The sequence below is a fragment of the Ralstonia sp. RRA genome (assembly GCF_037023145.1).
In the GTDB taxonomy this organism is placed as follows: domain Bacteria; phylum Pseudomonadota; class Gammaproteobacteria; order Burkholderiales; family Burkholderiaceae; genus Ralstonia.
In genome coordinates, this window is record NZ_CP146091.1 from 3096998 (window position 1) to 3113602 (window position 16605).

Annotated in this window: 15 protein-coding genes and 1 tRNA gene; 5 read left to right on the plus strand and 11 right to left on the minus strand. The window is 62.2% G+C overall.

What is annotated here, in order from left to right:
• Entirely contained in the window at positions 1-2391 is a 2391-nt protein-coding gene (locus tag V6657_RS14870; protein WP_048935351.1) for a TonB-dependent siderophore receptor, read from the plus strand.
• A gap of 52 nt (positions 2392-2443) precedes the next feature.
• Here the strand turns inward: V6657_RS14870 and V6657_RS14875 are convergent, their stop codons facing one another.
• The 3 genes from V6657_RS14875 to V6657_RS14885 all read right to left on the minus strand — a co-directional run bounded on the left by V6657_RS14875 (position 2444) and on the right by V6657_RS14885 (position 6016).
• A complete protein-coding gene (locus tag V6657_RS14875) occupies positions 2444-4087 on the minus strand; it encodes an NRAMP family divalent metal transporter (protein WP_048935350.1) in 1644 nt (547 codons plus the stop codon).
• Between the two features lie 47 nt (positions 4088-4134).
• Positions 4135-4341: a hypothetical protein gene (locus tag V6657_RS14880; protein ID WP_048935349.1), complete on the minus strand. Its 207-nt coding sequence runs from the start codon at positions 4339-4341 to the stop codon at positions 4135-4137.
• A gap of 232 nt (positions 4342-4573) precedes the next feature.
• Positions 4574-6016 (minus strand): carbohydrate porin, encoded by a 1443-nt coding sequence (locus V6657_RS14885; protein ID WP_048935348.1) that lies wholly within the window; start codon positions 6014-6016, stop codon positions 4574-4576.
• A 651-nt stretch (positions 6017-6667) separates the two neighbouring features.
• Here V6657_RS14885 and V6657_RS14890 point away from each other — a divergent pair.
• The gene (locus V6657_RS14890; protein ID WP_048935347.1) at positions 6668-6997 is read left to right on the plus strand and encodes a hypothetical protein; all 330 of its coding nucleotides are present in this window, start codon (positions 6668-6670) and stop codon (positions 6995-6997) included.
• Positions 6998-7105: 108 nt separating this feature from the next.
• Here the strand turns inward: V6657_RS14890 and V6657_RS14895 are convergent, their stop codons facing one another.
• Positions 7106-8428, minus strand: coding sequence for a serine hydrolase (locus V6657_RS14895; protein ID WP_048935346.1), 1323 nt, complete (start codon positions 8426-8428; stop codon positions 7106-7108).
• A gap of 171 nt (positions 8429-8599) precedes the next feature.
• Between V6657_RS14895 and V6657_RS14900 the strand changes: the two genes are divergently transcribed.
• Complete coding sequence (locus V6657_RS14900) at positions 8600-9469, plus strand: LysR family transcriptional regulator (protein ID WP_048935345.1); 870 nt, start codon at positions 8600-8602, stop codon at positions 9467-9469.
• 165 nt (positions 9470-9634) lie between these two features.
• Here the strand turns inward: V6657_RS14900 and V6657_RS14905 are convergent.
• From V6657_RS14905 to petA, 6 genes are all read right to left on the minus strand, one after another.
• A tRNA-Thr gene (locus V6657_RS14905) sits at positions 9635-9710 on the minus strand.
• A 29-nt stretch (positions 9711-9739) separates the two neighbouring features.
• Positions 9740-10234: a ClpXP protease specificity-enhancing factor gene (locus V6657_RS14910; protein ID WP_048935344.1), complete on the minus strand. Its 495-nt coding sequence runs from the start codon at positions 10232-10234 to the stop codon at positions 9740-9742.
• Positions 10235-10308: 74 nt separating this feature from the next.
• Positions 10309-10920, minus strand: coding sequence for a glutathione S-transferase N-terminal domain-containing protein (locus tag V6657_RS14915; RefSeq protein WP_004634649.1), 612 nt, complete (start codon positions 10918-10920; stop codon positions 10309-10311).
• Positions 10921-11069: 149 nt separating this feature from the next.
• Positions 11070-11813 (minus strand): cytochrome c1, encoded by a 744-nt coding sequence (locus V6657_RS14920; RefSeq protein WP_021197502.1) that lies wholly within the window; start codon positions 11811-11813, stop codon positions 11070-11072.
• A 37-nt stretch (positions 11814-11850) separates the two neighbouring features.
• Complete coding sequence (locus tag V6657_RS14925; RefSeq protein ID WP_031330195.1) at positions 11851-13254, minus strand: cytochrome bc complex cytochrome b subunit; 1404 nt, start codon at positions 13252-13254, stop codon at positions 11851-11853.
• A complete protein-coding gene (petA, locus tag V6657_RS14930; protein ID WP_031330196.1) occupies positions 13254-13862 on the minus strand; it encodes a ubiquinol-cytochrome c reductase iron-sulfur subunit in 609 nt (202 codons plus the stop codon). Before petA ends, V6657_RS14925 begins: the two co-directional genes overlap by 1 nt.
• Before the next feature lie 245 nt (positions 13863-14107).
• On the opposite strand from petA, the gene mscL reads away from it, so the two are divergent.
• Complete coding sequence (gene mscL, locus V6657_RS14935) at positions 14108-14539, plus strand: large conductance mechanosensitive channel protein MscL (protein ID WP_048935343.1); 432 nt, start codon at positions 14108-14110, stop codon at positions 14537-14539.
• A 15-nt stretch (positions 14540-14554) separates the two neighbouring features.
• Here mscL and V6657_RS14940 read toward each other — a convergent pair whose 3' ends face one another.
• Positions 14555-15301 (minus strand): Nif3-like dinuclear metal center hexameric protein, encoded by a 747-nt coding sequence (locus tag V6657_RS14940; RefSeq protein ID WP_048935342.1) that lies wholly within the window; start codon positions 15299-15301, stop codon positions 14555-14557.
• Positions 15302-15320: 19 nt separating this feature from the next.
• Between V6657_RS14940 and V6657_RS14945 the strand changes: the two genes are divergently transcribed.
• A complete protein-coding gene (locus tag V6657_RS14945) occupies positions 15321-16532 on the plus strand; it encodes a Do family serine endopeptidase (RefSeq protein WP_048935341.1) in 1212 nt (403 codons plus the stop codon).
• Positions 16533-16605 lie beyond the last annotated feature (73 nt).

Below are 16605 nucleotides of genomic sequence, written 5' to 3' on the forward strand. Positions count from 1 at the left end.
GTGATTCGCACACAACGACGCGTGCCGCGCCTGATCGCGCTGGCCGCAGCCACGCTGCTGACCAACGCCGCCTTCGCACAGGCCCGCCTGACTATCGACATTCCTGCCGAGCCGCTCGATGCCGCGCTCAATGCGCTGGCACGGCAGGCAGGCGCGCAGCTCGTCTTCGCCAGCTCGCTGACGGCAGGCAAGACGGCCCCGCGCGTGCAGGGCCAGATGCGCGTGGAAGATGCACTCGACCGGTTGCTCGCAGAGTCCGGGCTGGTGGCACGCAAGCAAGGTGGCAACACGTTCACCATCGAACCGAGTGGCGGCAGCGCGCAAGTCACGCTGCCAGCCACCGTCGCGACCGCCAGTGCGCAGCAGGAATCGGCCACGGGCCCCGTGCGTGGCTACATCGCTCAGCGCAGCGCCACCGGCACCAAGACCGATGTGCCGCTCGCGGAGATTCCGCAGTCGATCAGCGTGGTGTCGCGTGACCGCTTCGAGGCGCAGGGTGCGCAGAGCGTGAACGAGGCGCTTCGCTACTCGGCATCCGTGTCGTCGTATGGCGCGGGCACGCGCTCGGACTGGTACACCGCCGTGCGCGGTTTCGTGCCGGCCACGTACCTCGACGGTCTGCAGTTGCCCAACACCATCAACCTGGCGAGCTGGCGCGTGGACCCGTGGCAGATCGAGCGCGTGGAACTGCTACGCGGGCCGTCGTCCGTGCTGTATGGCCAGGGCGATCCGGGCGGCACCGTCAACATCGTCACCAAGCAACCCACCACAGAGCCGATCCGCGAGATTGAAGTGCAATACGGCAGCCACGCGCGCAAACAGGTGGCGGGGGATTTTGCCGGCGCACTCGATGCCGACGGCAAGCTGTCGTATCGACTGACAGCCGTTGCGCGCGACGGCAACCTGCCCTTCGGCCCGTTCAAGGACCAACGCCTGATGGTGGCGCCCTCGCTCACCTGGAAGCCATCGGCCGATACCACGCTCACGCTGCTGGCAACCTACCTGCGCGACAAGACCAACTCCTCAGACAACTTCCTCCCGGCCAGCGGCACCATCCTGCCCAACCCGAACGGCAAGATTCCGGCCAGGCTGTTCACAGGCTCGCCGGATTTCGATGCGTACGAAAAAACGCAGTACTCGCTGGGCTATCAGTTCGAGCACAAGCTCAACGACACGTGGACGGTGCGGCAGAACACGCGCTACATGCACCTGAAGCTGGACGACCGCATGACCTACGGCGTGGGCCTGGATCCGAGCGACCCGACGCAGCGCATGATGTGGCGCTACGCCGGCATCGCCCAGCCGAGCTACGGGCGATTCGACGTCGATACGCAGGTGCAGGCGAAGTTCGCCACCGGCATCGCGCGGCACACCTTCCTGGCCGGCGTGGACTATCAACGCCAGACCACCAAGGACCCGGAGACCTATGCTCTCACCTCATCGCTGGATTTGTACAACCCGGTGCATGCGCCGTTCGACTGGTCGATCTTCAACGGCTCGGGCGCGTCTCCGCAAGACATCCACCAGAAGCAGACGCAGCTGGGCGTGTACCTGCAGGATCAGATCAAGCTGGGCGAGCGCTGGGTCTTCACGCTCGGCGGCCGCCACGACTGGAGCGATCTGCGCACCGACGACCTGCTCGCCGGCACCAACACCAGCCAGCGCGACTCCGCCTTCACCGGCCGCGTGGGCGTGGTGTACCTCGGCCCATTTGGGCTATCGCCGTACATGAGCTACTCGACGTCGTTCAACCCGACCATCGGCACCGACCGCAACAACCAGCCGTTCAAGCCGACCAAGGGCAAGCAGATCGAGGTGGGCATCAAGTTTGCGCCGAGCAGCAAGACGTCGATCACAGCGGCGGTGTTCCAGATCCACCAGACCAACGTGCTCACGCCCGACCTGAACGACCCGACCGGCATGCACAACGCACAGTCGGGCGAAATCCGCTCGCAGGGCATCGAGTTGGAAGGCACGACGCAACTGCTGCCGGGCTGGAACGTGATTGCCAGCTACACGTATCAGGACGTGCGTAACACCAAGGCCAACGACGTCACGCTCAACAAGTGGCCGATCGCCATTCCGATTCCGCGCCAGATGGCATCGCTGTGGACGGACTACCGCATCCGCTCGGGTGTGCTGCAAGGCGTAGGAATTGGTGCGGGCGTGCGCTACATCAGCCCGACGGCCGGTGCGCCGGACAACTCGCTCAAGGTGGCGGGCTACACGCTGTTTGATGCGTCCATCTTCTACACCGTCGGGCACTGGCGCTTTGCGCTCAACGGTACGAACCTCGGCAACCGCGAGGTAATCTCCGGCTGCTACGACGCCACGCGCTGCATCTACGGCAATGGGCGGACCGTGCTGGCGACGGCCAAGTACGCCTGGTAACGCGCATCGCCATCGCCAAAGAAAAACGGGCCACATCGGTGGCCCGTTCTCTTTACTGCACCACCAATCCGGCAATGCGCACCAGCACCAGCCCTGCGGCCACCACCAGATAGCCGCGCAGCACGAACATCCACGTGCGCTTGAGCGGCGTCCAGCGTGCCGGCGTGAGCTGCTCCAGCGGCGGCATGGTCCAGTGATTGCGGTCCAGCACGCTCACGCGTTGCGGATGATGCGGCCGGTGATTGCGCTGCTCGATGCGCCACAGCACCAGCGACATCACCACGGCGATGACCGAACCGCCGATCAGGATCGCACCGATCTCGAACTCGCCGATACCCGGGAACAGCACCGCCGCCGTCAGGATGACCGACAGCATCACCAGCACCGCCACCACACCGCCGGTGAAGATGTTCATCGCGCGACCGTTCGTCCACGGGCCGAGCACGGCCTTGTCGTTGCACAGCAGCAGCAGGAACACCGTCGCGCTCGGCAGCAGCACGCCCGCGAGCGATTGCACCGCGTTGGTCAGCAGGCCCAGCGGCACACCCGGCGTCAGCACCAGGCCTGCGGCCAGCAGCGTCAAACCGAAGTAGACGGCGTAGAAGCCCTTGGCCTCGGTCGGCTTGCGATGCAGCGAATGGCGCACGGCAAACACATCGCCAATCGCATAGGCGGTCGACAGCGACACCGCGCACGCGCCGATGATGCTGGCGTCCAGCAGCGCAATGGCAAACAGAATGCCCGCCCAGCGGCCCGAATAGGCCTCCAGCCCCTTCGCCGTGCCCAGTGCATCGGTGTAGTTGCCAAACTCAGGCGTACCGTGGAAGGCCTGCGCGCTGAAGGCAATCATCGCCACCGCGCCGGCAATCACGAGCACGATGCCCAGCCACAGGTCCGCACGCTCATAGCGGATGAAGCGCGCAGTGATGCGCTTGTCGATCACGTAGCTTTGCTGGAAGAACAACTGCCACGGCGCCACGGTCGTCCCGACGATGGCGATGATCAGCAGCATCACTTCCGCCAGCGGTGCACCGGCCGGTAGAGCAGGCACGAAGAAATCGCGCGCCACCTGCCCCATCGGCGGATGCACCACCAGAAAGATCGGAATGAGCGTGAGACTGCCCGCCACCAGCGCAAGTGCAAAGCGCTCGAACCGTCGGAAGTCACCCGTGGATGCGGCCAACATCACCAGCGCCGCTGCAGCGCACACACCCCAGTGGCGCGGAATGCCGAGATATTCCAGCGCAAGGCTGATACCGATGAACTCCGTCACCAGCGTCAACGCATTGACGAGGAATAAGTCGATGACAGAGAAGCTGCCCCAGAACTTGCCGAAGCGCGCGAAGATCAGCCGCGCGTGGCCGACCCGCGTGACGGCACCCAGGCGCAGCACCATCTCCTGGTTCACGTACAGCACGGGGATGAGCAGCATCAGCGTCCACAACAGCGTGGTGCCGTAGTTCTGCCCGGCTTGCGTGTACGTGCCGAAGGCGCCGGCGTCGTTGTCGCCGACCATCACGATCAGGCCGGGGCCGAGGATGGCCAGCAGCGTGCGGAAACGTGCACGCCAGCCGTCACGCGCACCGGTATCGTGGTGCGCAATGGTGCCTAGCGCGCCACGAATGTCGCCCACATGGGCCTCATCAAGCGCGGCATGACGTGGTGGTGCGTCGATGCCAGAAGCAATTTGGGTCATATCGACCTCCGATTTGTTATTGGGTGAGGGATGTACCCGTCGTTGGATTACCAGTAGGTGCGCGACAGCCGGATGGCGGCGGCTGCGTAGCCGTGGTTGGAGAGCGATTGGCCACCGTCGTCAGCGCGGCGGTTGGACGTGGCCGGCGCAGCGTTGGCACGCTCCGGCGCACCAGCACGGGCCTGCACGAACGGCGAGCTGAACGGCAGAGCAATGGCCGAGAAACGACGAGCGGGAATGTTGAATTTGCGCATAACAACTCCTGGCCGCATGGGCACGATGCGTGCACGGCATGCGGCAATCGCCGCGCATGGGTTGTCGTACCCAAGGCGGCAGATTCAAACAATCAAGGAGCGATGCAGACACCGCTGCCTTGCCGGGGCGGCAAGTCAGCAGCAGGGAACAACCGTGCGGCGGACTCGCCTAGTAGGAAAGAAATGTCGGGTAAGGTCGACTCGGACTGTCCATATGGGTCCTCCGTAGGTCTTAGAACTCGGCGTGGACGCGCATGCCGTAGAACTTGGCAGGGCCGCGGTCCCGGTTGTAGCCGGGGTTCTGGATCAATTGAAAATCGGGGCTGAGCATGATGCCCTTGACCGGTTGAAAGCTGTAAAACAATTCGAGTACGCGCTCGTGGCCATAGTTCAACGCGCCATCGCCCAGGAACGCGCCGCTACCGCCTGCCGCCAGGTAGGCCTTGTGATCTGGGCCCAACATGTTCAGCGAAAATGCCGCACCCACCACATCATTGGGGCGACCCCACGACGTGCCCTTCAGCAGACCGCCGAACGACACGTTGCGACCCACTTCAGTAAAGGCGTACGTCTCGGTCTTGTCATCCGACCAATTCAGCCGTGCAAACAGACCCAGGTTCTCGCCCGCCTTCTGCTCGAACGACAGGCCCACACCCACCTTGGCGTGCTCCTTACGCACCTGGCTCAGATCCGGCGCGCTGCCGGTGGCCTGGCCGAGTGCGATGGCGTCATCAAAGCGGCCCATGCGCGTCTTGTTGCGCCAGCCCATCAACCGTACCTTGCCGTCCTGGCCGAACAGCGTGTAGCTCTTTTCCAGTTCCACCATGTCACCGTAGTGCTTCATGAAGGCGGAATCCAGTGCCAAACCATTCGATTCGATCGGCTGCAGGAAGCGGCCTGCGCGCGCAGCCCAGCCGAGCTCGCTGTCGATGTATTCCAGCGCGATGCCCCAGTTGTAGCCACGCGCATCGGCGGGGTAGTCGAACGACGGGCTCGCCATGAACGACCAGTTCAGGAACTGCGTGCGCGGATCGTGCGAATACTCCACACCGTCAAATACATCCAGCACCGGCATGTTGCCCACCGTCAGCACTACACGGCGCTTGTCGACCACATCGGCAAACTGATTGAAGTCGGCGTCGATCTTTTCGGTATCGCCGCCCAGGCCCCAGGTCTGGCGCAGGAAAGCACGGGCGCGGTACAGCGTCGGGTCGGTGCCCGTCACCTTCGCCAGCTCTCCGTTGGTCGGGCCACCCAAGCCGTGCAGCTCGGAGAATGCCTTACCCATGATGACTTCCGGGTTGAAGTGGAACTCGGCGCCCTTCCACAACCGCATACCCAGATCGAGCGTAGTGCTGAACGAGTAGCTGATCGCGCGGTCGCCAGTCAGGCTGTTGTCGCCGCTGTACGGCGACTTGAACGCGGGCTTGGCTTGCCACACCCAGGTCGATTGGCCGTGGAAACCGAAGCGGTCATCCAGCTCACCGCCGGCGATCGGCAGCGCATCGGCGGCCGGGGCAGAAGTGGGCGCATCCTCTGCACGGGCAGCTTGGGTAGAAACAGACAACAGTGCCATCACGGCCAGAAAAGCCGGACGACGCAATGCAGCGGCGCGCACCAGAACCAGCGGACGCACCGCAACCCAAACGTATTGCAGCATCGAGAGAAACAGCATGAGACCTCCCCCGTTCGTTTCTATGACGAACGTAGGCATGAGCCGACCACGGTCCTCCCAGGAGACCACGAACGCGAGCGCGCACGCAGCCACATGGCCGTGTCGGTAAAACAATCGAATTGTGGGAAGAGGCTTGTACGGAGAACCCGCACAAGTGCCACTACCCGCCGTGCATACGGCTAGGCAGTGGAGGGGCGCAAAGCGAAAGCGATGCGCCGAGACTGTCTAGCCGTTCAGAGTGCGATCGAAGATCGACTAGAACAACTGTCCATGGAGAACATCTCCGTAGTGATGACGGGGCGCAGAGTAACAAAGTGTTCTTGGAGTCAGCAAGCGTTTTTTGGAGGGGGTGGGAGGCACTTTGCACGCCGGCAACATAGGCATGCCCCGCAAACCCAAGGCTGGCGCGGAATTGGCTTGCCGGCGCCATTTGCGGGCATCTTGGTCGCATCAGAAAATACTGCCCCCTAGTACGCGAAAAACCACATGCAGCACGCGCCTACTCATGATGAGCAGACCTCGCATAGAGGGCATTCGCACCTCGCTGCTGCGCCTGCTTAACTGACCGGGTGGATACACTACCGCCACGAATCCGAGCGCACAGTGCGGTGCTCGATCGCACACCACATCCAACATCAAACAGGAGGTTGCATGACGCGCTTAGCAACGATGCTCACGGCGATTGCCGCCATCGCAGGCATGGCCGGATGCTCGACAGCCGGCACAGGACAAATCAAGAACGGAGGCGAGGCGCCCATGGCTGAGCACATGCAACCGGCAAGCACGTGCCAGGCCGCTTCCGTGCCCGATGACACGCTGATCGGCAAATCCGAGCAGGACGCCACGGCGTTGTTGAACGGCTGCCTGTGGCGCGTCAGTGAGCGGGACGGCAAGGCGTTGCCGGGCACGATGGACTATCGGGAGGAACGCCGCAATCTGGGCATCCAGAGCGGCAAGGTGATCTGGGTGCGGCGCGGTTGACCCTCATCTGAGCGGGTCCTCAAGAAAAAACGGCTTCCACCAGGAAGCCGTTTGCATAGGAGTACCGCTCAGCGCGTGAACCGCTTTGCGCTACAGCAGCACTGACTTTTAACGCAGTTGATTCGCGATCGCGCTGTAGAACAAGGATGCCTCCAGTGGCTGCGCACTAAAGGACGGCTCCGCCTGCTTCCACGTCGACCACTGCACGATCACCAGGTTTTCCTTGCGGTTGACCATGATCACTTGCCCGAAGATACCCAGCGCCCAGAGGGCGTCGCGCATCGTCTGCGCCGGTGCCGGGGTCACGTTTTGTGTGTCCATCGGCACCGCGTTGTTCCACCACTGATAGCCATAAGTGCCATCCGGGTGCGAGGGCGAAACGGAGTTCGCGGCATGCGTCCAACGCGAGGCATCATCGACCCAGCCGGCGGGCAATATTTGCTTGCCGTTGGGCAATCGCCCCTCGTTCAGGATGAACTCACCAAAGCGCCCCCAGTCTTCCAGCGTGGCATTGAATCCATGCGCGCCAACGTCATGCTGACCCGCCTGGTAGGAATGCCACACGCCGTCGTTAGCCATGCCGTAGGGTTTCCAGAGGCTCTGTTCGAGGTACGCGGCCAGCGGCATGCCGGTCGCATGCTCCAGTACATCACCCAGCAGCCATGCGCCGCCCGATGAGTACGACCAGGACTGCCCCACCGGATGCGCCCGATGCAGGCCCGAGACCAACGTACGCACGCACTGATACGTGCCCGGCTTTGCCTCGCATTGGGTCAACTTGGAAAAATCGGAGTTCGGATTCGTGTAGTCCTCGTTCCAGGCCACGCCCGAGGTGTGTTGAATCAACGACCGAAGCGTCACGCCATCCCAGGCCGTGCCCTTGAGATCGGGTTCATAGTCCGTGACCAGATCGTCCAGCGAGCGAATCTTGCCCTCCTTCAGCGCGATGCCGACCAGCGTCGACACCACCGACTTGCCGACTGAGCGCGAGGTCCACAGCGTGCTGTCGGTATTGCCGTCGCCCAGGTATTTGTAGGCGATCTTGCCGTCCTTGAGTACGAGCATGCCGGCGACATTCTGGTGCTTCAGGTAGTCCTGAATGCCATAGGTGTGGCCGTGCATCGCATAGCTGACGTCAGTCAGTTGCCGCTGCGCGCGGGGCAGCGGCGTCGACGTGCCGCCGTGGTGGAACACATCGCCGGCGTAGTTCCGGTAGTCGTTGCGAAAGCCGATGACGCGCTCTGCCTGATTCCACGTGAGCATGTGCTTGGTGTCCGGCAGCGACGTATCGAATGGCGTCGGGCACGCCGACAGCGGCACACCGCCGCAGGAAGCGGCATCTTGAGCGATCGCCGCCAACGGGGCGAGCGCGGCCACAGAGGCTACGAGCGCCGCACAAGCGGCCAGAGTTGCAGATCGAGTGAACTTCATGATGGGTTGCGGTTAAGAAGCGCGAATGGGAAATTCCATGGCAGGTATCGCCTTTGCGCGCGATGCACCTGCTGGAAGTGCCCGCAGTATCTTTTCCGTACCGCGACCCGGTCAAAGCAAGACCCGTGGGAAAATCCCCCACACCCAGCCCACGCCTCGCCCGGGAGACCCATGAGCGGACTCAACTTCTCGCTTGCGCAAATCGAAGCGTTCGCCACCGTCGCCGAATTGGGGAGCATCTCGAAAGCCGCCACAACGCTCGCCAAAGACCGCTCAACCCTCAGCGAACTGATCGCGTTTCTGGAAGACGACCTGGGCTACGCCCTCTTCGAGCGCAACGGCCGCAACCTCGCTTTGACACAGGCCGGCTTGCGACTGCAGCGGCAGGCCAAGTTGCTCTTGCGCAGCGCGCATGCGTTTGGTGAATTTGCGACGGGTGTCGCGCAGGATTTCAACGCCGAGATCAGCCTAGCCTACGACCCCTTCGTGCCACGCGAGCGCATCGCCGCACTCGTCGATCGCGCAGCGGATCGCGGCATCCGCCTGAGCGCATGGAGCACCTGCCGGATCGACGCCGAAGACGCCTTGAAATCCGGGCAGGCAGATCTCGCCATCAGCCTCGCACGCAACCACAGCATCGGCGGCGACATGCAGTGGTACGGCGTTGGAACGATCGACATGGCGCTCTATGCCGCTGAATCGTTCTTTCACACCTCGCCCGTCGCGCTGGCGGAACTCGCGTCCAAGCCGCAGATCCTCATGCATCGTGCGCTCGACGAGCAGCAGGCCAAGCTCCTGCGAATTTCCGACCGCGTGTTGTTGACCAACGAAGTCGAGATGGTTGGACATATGCTGGATCGCTCGCACGGGTGGGCATTCCTGCCGACCCACTTGCGCATGGATCAATGGCCGAACGTGCGGATGATCGTGGCCGAAATCGGCACCGATGGATTGAGCCAGACGCTGGTCGCACTCTGGAAACCCGGGCGGGATCGCGAACCGGCCGTACGAGACGTGCTGGATGCGCTCACAGCGAAGTAGAAGGATGGGGAGGGGAGCGCGGACAAATGGCTAAGATGCCCTCACCTGCACCAGCAAAGAGGACATGCGACTGGCCAGCCCGCTCAGTAAGGCGTGGCGTACGCCGAACCAGTTGGCGAGCACGCAAAGAAAAAGCGGCTTCCTTTCGGAAGCCGCTTTTGCATTTGGTGCCGGCTGCAGGACTCGAACCCGCCACCTGATGATTACAAATCAACTGCTCTACCAGATGAGCTAAGCCGGCAAAGAAACGCGATTCTAACCTAACACGCGTTACTTGACGACCTTCAGTGCAGGTTTGCCACCAATTCGTGGCACATTCGGCGGCGGCTCGTCTTCCGGGCCGCCATCCACCTCTGCGGCGACCGGTGCGGGCGCCGATTCGGAGTCCACTGCAGCCAACTTGGGAGGCGGATTGTTCTCGCGTTCGGTGGCGGCTTGCGTGGTCGGCGTACTACGCTCAACCGGGAAGGCCATGCCCTGCCCATTCTCGCGCGCGTAGACGGCGAGCACGTTCTCAACCGGCACTTCGATCTTGCGCGACACGCCCGAGAAACGCGCCTGAAACGTAATCCACTCGTTGCCCATGTCGAGCTGGCTGGTCGCGTCAAAGCTCACGTTCAGCACGATCTCGTCATTCTTGACGAACTCGCGCGGCACGTTGGTGCTGTTGTCGACAAAGACAGCAATGTACGGCGTGAAGCCGTTGTCCGTGCACCATTCGTAAATGGCCCGGATCAGATAGGGCTTGGTCGAAGTTTCCGGCATGATGAAATCAGTAACCGTGGGGCACGGCCGTGCGCGGGCTCAAACCAGTCGCGCGGCCGGCAACCCAGCGGCGATCAACGGCGCATCACCTTTTCCGACGGCGTCAGCGCTTCAATATACGCCGGACGGCTGAAGATACGCTCGGCGTATTTCATCAGTGGGGCGGCGTTCTTCGAGACTTCGATGCCGTAGTGATCCAGGCGCCACAGCAGCGGTGCGATCGCCACGTCGAGCATCGAGAACTCTTCGCCCAGCATGTACTTGTTCTTCAGGAAGATCGGAGCGAGCTGCGTGAGGCGGTCACGGATGGCGGCGCGCGCCTTCTCGTGATTCTTCTCGGCAGCCTTGCCCTTTTCGTTCTCCAGCACGGACACGTGCGTGAAGAGTTCCTTTTCGAAGTTGAACAGAAACAGGCGAGCGCGCGCGCGCTGCACCGGATCGGCCGGCATCAGCTGCGGGTGCGGGAAGCGCTCGTCGATGTACTCGTTGATGATGTTCGACTCGTACAGGATGAGGTCACGCTCGACCAGGATGGGCACCTGGCCGTACGGGTTCATCACCGCGATGTCTTCCGGCTTGTTGAAGAGATCGACGTCGCGAATCTCGAAATCCATGCCCTTTTCGAACAGGACGAGGCGGCAACGCTGCGAGAACGGGCAAGTGGTGCCCGAGTACAAGACCATCATGGTTGTAGTTCCTTGACGCATGGGCCGGGGGCGGCCCGATGACGGTACAACCGTGGCGGCAAACCTTACCGCCACGGCACAAAAAGCCAAAAGGCAAGGGCTAGGACCAGTTCTTCACCGGCCTAGCCCTTGCCCGGAAAACAGGGATTTTACTTGATGTCCTTCCAATAGGCCGCATTCAGGCGCCAGGCCAGCACAAAGAACACGCCAATGAACAACAGAACCCACACGCCCAGGCGCTTGCGCAGGTTACCGGCGGGCTCGGCCATCCAGTCCAGATACGTGACGAGATCGGCCGCTGCCTGGTCGTATTCGACCTTGCTCATCTTGCCCGGCACCGCCAATTCGAAACCGACGAGCTTCTTCTCGACCTCGCCGTGCTCGGACTTCACTTCGGCGTACTTCGGCACCTGCTGCCCCTGCAACTCCCACAGCACGTGCGGCATACCGACCTTGTCGAACACCAGATTGTTCCAGCCGGTCGGACGTGTATCGTCACGGTAGAACGTGCGCAGGTAGGTGTAAAGCCAATCGCTGCCGCGCGCGCGGGCGATCACCGACAGGTCCGGCGGCACGGCGCCGAACCACTTCTTGGCGTCGTCGCGCGACATGGCGATATGCATCAGGTCACCGACCTTGTCCGACGTGAACAGTAGGTTCTTCTGGATCTGCTCTTCGGAGAGGCCAATGTCGCGCAGGCGGTTGTAGCGCATCGCGCTTGCGCCGTGGCAGTTCAGGCAGTAGTTGACGAACAGCTTGGCACCGCGCTGCAGCGCGGACGTGTCGCTGGATTGGTTGGGCGCCGAATCGAGCGGCACGCCGCCCTCATTGGCCATCACAGGCGCGGCAAACACGAGACCGGCCAAGGCGAAAATCGCAAGCAGCTTTTTCATTCTTGTGTCCTTCATGGGTCCTTGTGCGCGGGTTCTATCAGTGCGGCGTGAACGTGACGCGCTCAGGCACTGGCTTGAACGTCCCGATCCGGCTCCAGATCGGCATCGCGAGGAAGAACGCGAAGTACAGAATGGTGCCGATCTGCGAGATGATCGAACCGATCGGGCTCGGCGGCTGGATACCCAGGTAGCCCAGCACCGCAAAGGCGATCACAAAGAGGATCAGCAGCGTCTTGTGGAAGCCCGGACGATAGCGGATCGACTTGACCGGCGATTGGTCCAGCCACGGCAGGAAGAAGAAGATCACGACCGAGCCGCCCATCACCACCACGCCCCAGAACTTGGCATCGATGAAGGCAAAGCCCAATGCCAGAATCACGGCCACCGCCACCGCCACGCCCTTGACCTTCATGCTCTTCGAACGCACGAACAGCAGGCCCAGCATGATGGCCAGGAAGCCCCACAGGACCGGCAGGAAGTCCGACGTGGTCGCACGCAGCATCGAGTAGAACGGCGTGAAATACCACACCGGCGCAATGTGCGGCGGCGTCTTCAGCGAGTCTGCCGGGATGAAGTTGTTGGCTTCCAGGAAGTAGCCGCCCATTTCCGGCGCGAAGAACACGATCGCGCTGAAGATGAACAGGAACACCGCCACGCCCACGATGTCATGCACCGAGTAGTACGGGTGGAACGGAATGCCGTCGAGCGGAATACCGCGTTCGTCCTTTTTGGCCTTGATCTCGACGCCGTCCGGGTTGTTCGAGCCCACTTCGTGCAGCGCGATGATGTGCGCCACCACCAGGCCCAGCAGCACCAGCGGCACGGCAATCACGTGGAACGAGAAGAAGCGGTTCAGCGTGGCGTCCGACACCACGTAGTCACCGCGAATCCACAGCGACAGGTCCGGGCCGATCAGCGGAATGGCGGAGAACAGGTTCACGATCACCTGCGCGCCCCAGTACGACATCTGGCCCCACGGCAGCAGATAGCCCATGAAGGCTTCGGCCATCAGGCACAGGAAGATCAGGCAGCCGAAGATCCACACCAGCTCGCGCGGCTTGCGGTACGAGCCGTACAGCATGCCGCGGAACATGTGCATGTAGACCACGACGAAGAACGCTGAAGCGCCGGTCGAGTGCATGTAGCGCACCAGCCAGCCCCACGGCACCTCGCGCATGATGAACTCCACGCTCGCATAGGCGACGGGGATGCCGGCAGCGTTGAGCGTGCCGTCCGGCTTGTAGTTCATCACCAGGAAAATACCGGTCAGAATCTGGATCACCAGCACCAGCAGTGCCAGCGAGCCAAAAAAATACCAGAAGTTGAAATTCTTGGGCGCGTAGTACTCCGACAGATGCGCCTTCCACAGCTCGGATGCCGGGAAGCGTGCATCGATCCAGCCCAGCAGCCCGGTTGTCTCCACCTTCTTCTCGGCCATGATCAAGCCTCTCCTTTCTCGTCTTTACCGATCACCAGCTTCGTGTCCGACAGGAACATGAACGGCGGAACGTCCAGGTTCTGCGGCGCGGGCTTGTTCTTGAACACGCGACCCGCCAGGTCGAACGTGGAGCCATGGCACGGGCAGACGAAACCGGGGTCACCGGCAAGCTGCACGTTGGCGCCTGCGGGAAACGGACCGGACGGAGAGCAACCCAGGTGAGAGCAGATGCCGACCACGACCAGCAGGTCTTTATGTTCGGCGCGGGAGCGGGTTTCGTTCTTGCAGTAGTCCGGCGTCTTCATGGTGAAGGGCACGTCGGACTTGGGGTCGGCGACTTCAGCGTCGGTTTTCTTGAGCGATTCCAGCATTTCGGGCGTGCGCTTGAGCAGCCAGACCGGCTTGCCGCGCCATTCCACCACCTTCATCTGGCCAGGAGCCAGGTCACTCACGTCCGCCTCTACGGGCGCGCCCGCTGCACGGGCTTTTTCAGATGGTGCGAATGTGCAAACGAAAGGGGCCGCAACTGCAACCCCTCCCACACCACCAGCGACGGACGTCGCAATCAACAGATTGCGGCGCCCTTTATCGACGTTTTGCTGGTCACTCATTCAAGACCCCAGGGTGAGAAATCAAGATAGGTTCGCGTCAACCAAAAATTATACCCGAGCGTACGAAGCCGACGATACCCGTCGCGGGGCACGCTGCTTGCGGATATAGTTGACCTACCGATCGCCCGCCAGCCCAGTGCCAGCGCGGCTTCGGAGTGTCTCCTATAAACTCGTTTTCAACAATTCAGGTCAACCGATCCACAGCTTGACCGTTTGTGTCGAATCAAACAATCCGGAGAAAACCGATGGCACTTGTGCAAGACTTCAAAAAATTCGCGATGCGCGGCAACGTCATCGACCTGGCAGTCGGTGTGATCATCGGTGCGGCGTTCGGCAAAATTGTCGATTCGCTGGTCAATGACCTGATCATGCCGCTGATCGGCCGCATCGTCGGCAAGCTCGATTTTTCGAATCTATATATCCAGTTGGCCGACGCCCCTGCAGGCGTGCCGCAGACGCTGGCCGATCTGAAGAAGGCAGGCGTGCCGGTCTTCGCCTACGGCAACTTCATCACCGTGGCGGTCAACTTCCTGATCCTGGCGTTTATCGTGTTTCTGATGGTGCGTGCCATCACGCGCGTGACCGAGGCCAACAAGGCGCCCGAAGCCGCCCCAGCAACACCGGAAGACACCGTGCTGCTGCGCGAGATCCGCGACAGCCTCAAGGCCAAGAGTTAATCAGCACTCACGGCATCACACCGGATTCGGAATATCGATGAAGGTGTGACGCACGCCAAAGCGCTCGGCGAGGTGGTTGCCGAGCGCCTGAACGCCACCGCGCTCGGTGGCATGGTGGCCCGCCCCGATGTAAGCCACACCGGATTCGCGCGCCAGATGCGTGGTCTGCTCGGATGCTTCGCCGCTCAGGTAGACATCCACCCCCGCCGCGACCGCCGCCTCAAACCAGCCCTGCGCGCCGCCCGTGCACCAACCGACCGTACGCACTGGCCGCTCGGCTTCGCCGAGCACCAGCGGCACCCGGTTCAGCCGGGCCGCGACCGACTCGGCAAACACACCCAGCGTAGTCGCCTGGGGCAACGAGCCGATCCAACCCAACTCATCATCACCAAAGCGGCCCTTGGGCTCGATACCAAGCAATGCGCCCAGTTGCGCGTTGTTACCGAACTCAGGATGTGCATCCAGCGGCAAGTGGTAGGCGAAGAGATTCAGGTCGTTCGCAAGAAGCTGTTTCAGACGCGCGTGCTTCTGACCTACGATGCGGGCGTCCTCACCTTTCCAGAAGTAGCCGTGATGCACGAGGATGGCGTCGGCACGCGCATCGATCGCCGCCTCGATCAAAGCCAAACTGGCAGTGACCCCCGTCACAATATGGGTGACGTCTTCGCGACCTTGCACTTGCAGACCATTCGGGCAATAGTCCCGAAAACGGGCCGCTTGCAACAGGTCGTTCAAGTACAATTCAAGTTCTTTTCGATCCATTTCGACTCAATTTCGCCCTATGTTGCGCCGCTTTTGGCTGTTTTTTGCACAAGCCGTCACGGTCGTCCTGGCCGTCTGGTTTGTGATTGCCACCCTCAAGCCCGAGTGGCTGCAGCGGGGCAAGATGGCTGTGCAGTCCGGCTCGCCCATCGTCGCACTGAAAGAAGTCGCGCCGATCGGCCACGGCGGCACTTCCAGCAACTCCTACGCGGAAGCCGCCAAGGTTGCAATGCCGGCGGTGGTCAACATCTTCAGCAGCAAGAACGCCCCGAAGCGCAACAACAACCCGCAGGCCAGCACAGACCCGTGGTTCCGCTTCTTCTTCGGCGACCGCGCCCCTGAGCAACGCCAGGAGCCCACGGCCAGCCTGGGCTCGGGCGTGATCGTCAGTTCAGAAGGCTACATTCTAACGAACCACCATGTGGTGGAAGGCGCCGACGAAATCGAAGTGGCGCTCACCGATGGCCGCAAGGCCAACGCCAAGGTGGTCGGCTCTGACCCGGAAACCGACCTGGCGGTCCTCAAGATCAACCTGCCCGATCTGCCGGCCATCACGCTGGGCCGCCTGGAGAACGTACGCGTTGGCGACGTGGTGCTCGCCATCGGCAATCCGTTCGGCGTGGGCCAGACGGTGACGATGGGCATCGTTTCGGCGCTGGGCCGCAGCCACCTGGGCATCAACACGTTCGAGAACTTCATCCAGACCGACGCGGCGATCAACCCGGGTAACTCGGGTGGCGCGCTGGTGGACGCTGATGGCAACCTGCTCGGCATCAACACGGCCATCTATTCACGTTCGGGCGGCTCGCTTGGGATTGGCTTCGCGATTCCCGTGTCACTGGCCAAGCAGGTGATGGAGTCGATCATATCGACCGGCAGCGTGGTACGCGGCTGGATCGGCGTTGAACCACAAGACGTGACGCCGGAGATTGCGGAGTCGTTTGGCCTGTCTCGCAAGGATGGCGCACTGATCGCTGCGGTAGTCCAGGGGGGGCCGGCAGATCGAGCGGGCCTGCGCCCCGGTGACATCCTCACCAGCGTGAATGGCCAACCGATCGCCGACACGACCGCGCTGCTGAACAGCATCGCTCAGCTCAAGCCTGGCGCCGAAACCAAGGTGGCGGTGTCGCGCAAGGGCAAGGCGGTCGAACTGACAATCGTCGTCGGTAAGCGCCCAGCACCGACACGACGCAACGTACCGATGCCCTCTCAGGATGAAGAAGAGCAGTAAGCAGCGTACGTAGTGAAAACACGCAAACGGCGGCCAATGTGCCGCCGTTTTCTATGAACGCCGACCCATGAGA

Excerpts from the sequence above, each read along its gene's own strand:
- V6657_RS14875 (WP_048935350.1), bottom strand. The coding sequence starts at position 4,087 with ATGACCCAAATTGCTTCTGGCATCGACGCACCACCACGTCATGCCGCG.
- V6657_RS14880 (WP_048935349.1), bottom strand. The coding sequence starts at position 4,341 with ATGCGCAAATTCAACATTCCCGCTCGTCGTTTCTCGGCCATTGCTCTG.
- V6657_RS14885 (WP_048935348.1), bottom strand. The coding sequence starts at position 6,016 with ATGCTGTTTCTCTCGATGCTGCAATACGTTTGGGTTGCGGTGCGTCCG.
- V6657_RS14890 (WP_048935347.1), top strand. The coding sequence starts at position 6,668 with ATGACGCGCTTAGCAACGATGCTCACGGCGATTGCCGCCATCGCAGGC.
- V6657_RS14895 (WP_048935346.1), bottom strand. The coding sequence starts at position 8,428 with ATGAAGTTCACTCGATCTGCAACTCTGGCCGCTTGTGCGGCGCTCGTA.
- V6657_RS14900 (WP_048935345.1), top strand. The coding sequence starts at position 8,600 with ATGAGCGGACTCAACTTCTCGCTTGCGCAAATCGAAGCGTTCGCCACC.
- V6657_RS14910 (WP_048935344.1), bottom strand. The coding sequence starts at position 10,234 with ATGCCGGAAACTTCGACCAAGCCCTATCTGATCCGGGCCATTTACGAA.
- V6657_RS14915 (WP_004634649.1), bottom strand. The coding sequence starts at position 10,920 with ATGATGGTCTTGTACTCGGGCACCACTTGCCCGTTCTCGCAGCGTTGC.
- V6657_RS14920 (WP_021197502.1), bottom strand. The coding sequence starts at position 11,813 with ATGAAAAAGCTGCTTGCGATTTTCGCCTTGGCCGGTCTCGTGTTTGCC.
- petA (WP_031330196.1), bottom strand. The coding sequence starts at position 13,862 with ATGAGTGACCAGCAAAACGTCGATAAAGGGCGCCGCAATCTGTTGATT.
- mscL (WP_048935343.1), top strand. The coding sequence starts at position 14,108 with ATGGCACTTGTGCAAGACTTCAAAAAATTCGCGATGCGCGGCAACGTC.
- V6657_RS14940 (WP_048935342.1), bottom strand. The coding sequence starts at position 15,301 with ATGGATCGAAAAGAACTTGAATTGTACTTGAACGACCTGTTGCAAGCG.
- V6657_RS14945 (WP_048935341.1), top strand. The coding sequence starts at position 15,321 with ATGTTGCGCCGCTTTTGGCTGTTTTTTGCACAAGCCGTCACGGTCGTC.